Origin of the sequence: Mycolicibacter senuensis (assembly GCF_003284925.1) — a bacterium.
Classification (GTDB): domain Bacteria; phylum Actinomycetota; class Actinomycetes; order Mycobacteriales; family Mycobacteriaceae; genus Mycobacterium; species Mycobacterium algericum_A.
This window is the reverse complement of the sequence record NZ_QMEX01000238.1, coordinates 1-3,178: the sequence shown is the minus strand read 5'-3', so window position 1 is coordinate 3,178 and position 3,178 is coordinate 1. Positions and strand designations below refer to the sequence as shown.

General features: G+C 68.4%; 4 protein-coding genes. 3 read left to right on the top strand and 1 reads right to left on the bottom strand.

The genetic code is table 11. The features are described 5' to 3' along the window. The coding region (locus tag DQP56_RS23435; protein ID WP_526022718.1) for a DNA repair protein RecN at positions 1 to 777 on the top strand (777 nt) is incomplete at its 5' end. Positions 778 to 788: 11 nt separating this feature from the next. Here DQP56_RS23435 and DQP56_RS23430 read toward each other — a convergent pair. Then, positions 789 to 1,154, bottom strand: a complete 366-nt coding sequence (locus tag DQP56_RS23430; RefSeq protein ID WP_112689448.1) for a hypothetical protein — start codon at positions 1,152 to 1,154, stop codon at positions 789 to 791. A gap of 202 nt (positions 1,155 to 1,356) precedes the next feature. Between DQP56_RS23430 and steA the strand changes: the two genes are divergently transcribed. Together steA and DQP56_RS23420 are read left to right on the top strand one after the other, a co-directional pair. After that, positions 1,357 to 2,538 carry a putative cytokinetic ring protein SteA gene (gene steA, locus DQP56_RS23425; RefSeq protein ID WP_112689446.1) on the top strand — a complete coding sequence of 394 codons (1,182 nt, stop codon included), beginning with the start codon at positions 1,357 to 1,359 and terminating at the stop codon, positions 2,536 to 2,538. Positions 2,539 to 2,556: 18 nt separating this feature from the next. Beyond that, the coding region (locus DQP56_RS23420) for a copper transporter (protein WP_133259022.1) at positions 2,557 to 3,178 on the top strand (622 nt) is incomplete at its 3' end.

Below are 3,178 nucleotides of genomic sequence, written 5' to 3'. Positions count from 1 at the left end.
TCGCGCGAGCGGCTGGCCCAACTCGACGTCTCCGAAGCAACCCTGGCGGCGCTGTCCGATCGCGTCGAGGAGCTCGGGCAGCGGGTGGTCAAGACCGCCACCGATCTCAGCGCCGCGCGCGGCAAGGCGGCCGGTTCGCTGGCCAAGGCGGTCAGCGCCGAGCTGTCCGGGCTGGCCATGGCCGACGCCGAGTTCACCGTCGGCGTGCACCACAGCCCGGCAGCCGACGACGACCCGGCCGCCCTGCGGCTGCCCTCGGGACAGGTGGTGCACGCCGGCGCCGACGGCATCGACGACGTCGAGTTCGGGCTGGCCGCGCATCGGGGCATGACGGTGCTGCCGCTGGCCAAGAGCGCCTCGGGGGGTGAGCTGTCCCGGGTGATGCTGGCGCTGGAGGTGGTGCTGGCCACCTCGTCCTTGTCGGCCTCGTCGCGTGACTCGGCCGGCACCACGATGGTGTTCGACGAGGTCGACGCCGGCGTCGGCGGTCGCGCGGCGGTGCAGATCGGGCGTCGGCTGGCGCGGCTGGCCCGCACCCACCAGGTCATCGTGGTGACCCACCTGCCGCAGGTGGCCGCCTACGCCGATGTGCACCTGATGGTCGAGCCCACCGGCGGTAACGGCGCCAGTGGAGTGCGGCGGCTGACCGATGAGGACCGGGTCGGCGAACTGGCCAGGATGCTGGCCGGCCTGGGAGAGACCGACACCGCCCGGGCGCACGCGCGAGAGCTGCTGGACGCCGCCCGGGATGATCGGGGCGCAGACGCCGGCGCCTGACCGGCGCCAGATCAGTTCTTCTTGAGCTGGTACTTGTAGTAGGCGCCGTCGTCGAAGGTGAAGGTGCCCGCCAGCGAAGTGTCGTCGACACTTGTCGTGAATCCGTGTGCCTGACCCGTCGGCTGCGACGCATTCCAGGTGCTTCCCGCCAGCCGGAAGTCGTAGGGGGTATCACCGCCGGCCACCTCCACGTGCCGACAGTCCGGACCGCAACTGCCCACCTGCCATGTCTGGTTCTGGCCGACTTTGAATTGGTTGGATTCGGTGATCGTCATCGTGTAGATGCCGTCGCCGAAGTCGGCGTACGCGGGACCGGCCAATCCGATCGACGCCCCCGCCACCAGCGCGGCCAGGGCGGTAATCCGTGCTGCTTTCATGTCGCTATGTCCTTTCCTCACCGGGGTGAGCAAAGACGTTAGGCGTGCTCCGGGTAGCGCGAAACAGGGAAAACCCTTGCAGCGTCCATGCCTGGGAGGATGTCAGCCAGCCTGTGACAACTGTGACGTAATTGAACTTCTGAGGCTATTGTTGCGGCGCGCCTCCTGGGTTTTGAGCTGTTTCGAGGACAGAATCGCCGCCATGAAGATGTCTGCGCTGCTGTCTCGTAACACCTCTCGGCCCGGTGTCATCGGCACGGCCCGGGTTGATCACGACATCGACCGCCTGCTGCGGCGGGTCGGCCCGGGCGACATCGTGGTGCTCGACATTCTGGATCTGGACCGGATCACCGCCGACGCCTTGGTGGAGGCCGAGATCGCCGGCGTCGTCAACGCCTCGGCGTCCATCTCCGGGCGCTACCCCAACCTCGGGCCCGAGGTGCTGGTCGCCAACGGCGTCACGCTGATCGATGAAGCCGGACCCACGGTGTTCAAGAAGATCCGCGACGGCGCCAAAATCCGGTTGCACAACGGCGCCGTCTACTCCGGTGACCGGCGGCTGGCGCGAGGCGTCGAGCGCAGCGACATCGAGATCGCCGACCTGATGCTGGAGGCCAAGAGCGGGCTGGTGGCGCACCTGGAATCCTTCGCCGGCAACACCATCGAGTTCATCCGCAGCGAGAGCCCGCTGCTGATCGACGGGATCGGGATTCCCGAGATCGATGTCGATCTGCGGCGCCGGCACGTGGTGCTGGTCGGTGACGAACCCGATGCCGCCGACGACCTGAAATGCCTCAAGCCCTTCATCAAGGAGTACCAGCCGGTGCTGATCGGCATCGGCTCCGGAGCCGATGTGTTGCGCAAGGCCGGCTACCGGCCGCAGCTGATCGTCGGCGACCCCGATCAGATGAGCGCCGAAGTGCTGCGGTGCGGATCGCAAGTGGTGCTGCCCGCCGACGCCGACGGCCACGCGCCGGGGCTGGAGCGCATCCAGGACCTCGGTGTCGGCGCGATGACCTTCCCGGCCGCCGGGTCCGCGATGGACCTGGCGCTGCTGCTGGCCGATCATCACGGCGCGGCGCTGCTCGTGACGGCCGGGCACACCGCCAACATCGAGACGTTCTTCGACCGGACCCGTCAGCTGACGAATCCGTCGATGTTTTTGACCCGCCTCAAGGTCGGCGAGAAGCTGGTGGCCGCTCGCGCGGTCGCCACGCTGTACCGCAGCCGGATCTCCGCCGGCGCGATCGCGCTGCTGGTGCTGTCGATGTTGCTGGCGGTCATCGTCGCGCTCTGGGTGTCGCAGACCGACGCCCTGGTGCTCGAATGGCTCAGCAACTACTGGCACGACCTGTCGCAGTGGCTGCGGCACTGGGTGACGTAACGGGATCGGGGTACCGCCATGATCACCCCTCGTTACCACGCGATGTCGCTGACCGCCGTGCTGCTGGCGCTGGTGTTGGGTGTCGTGCTGGGCTCCGGGCTGCTGTCGGGCCCGCTGATGGGCGGCCTGCAGTCCGATAAGCAGGAGTTGCGCGCCCAGATCGACACCCTGCACCAACAACAGAACGCGCTCGGTGAGCGGCTCAGCCACGCAAACGATTTCGACGCGGCCATGGCACCCCGCATCGTGCGCGACGCGCTGCAGGGCAAGTCCGCGGTCGTCTTCCGGACTCCCGACGCCGCCGACGAAGACGTCGACGCGGTGGCGCGGATCATCGGCCAGGCCGGTGGAACCGTCACCGGAACGGTCGCGTTGACGGCGCAGTTCGTCGACGGCAACGCCGAGGAGAAACTGCGCGCGGTGATGGAGTCCGGAATCGTCCCGGCCGGCGCCCAGCTGAGCAGCAACCTCATCGACTCGGGCGCGCAGGCCGGCGATCTGCTCGGTATCGCGCTGCTGATCAATCGCGACCCGGCCGTCGCGCCCGCCGATGACCAGCAGCGCGCCACGGTGCTGGCCGCGCTGCGCGATACCGGCTTCATCACCTACCGCGAGCAGCGATTCGGGCCGGCCAACGCGG

What these genes read in the sequence shown, in the direction of transcription:
- steA (WP_112689446.1), top strand. Translation starts at nt 1,357, where the DNA reads ATGAAGATGTCTGCGCTGCTGTCTCGTAACACCTCTCGGCCCGGTGTC.
- DQP56_RS23430 (WP_112689448.1), bottom strand. Translation starts at nt 1,154, where the DNA reads ATGAAAGCAGCACGGATTACCGCCCTGGCCGCGCTGGTGGCGGGGGCG.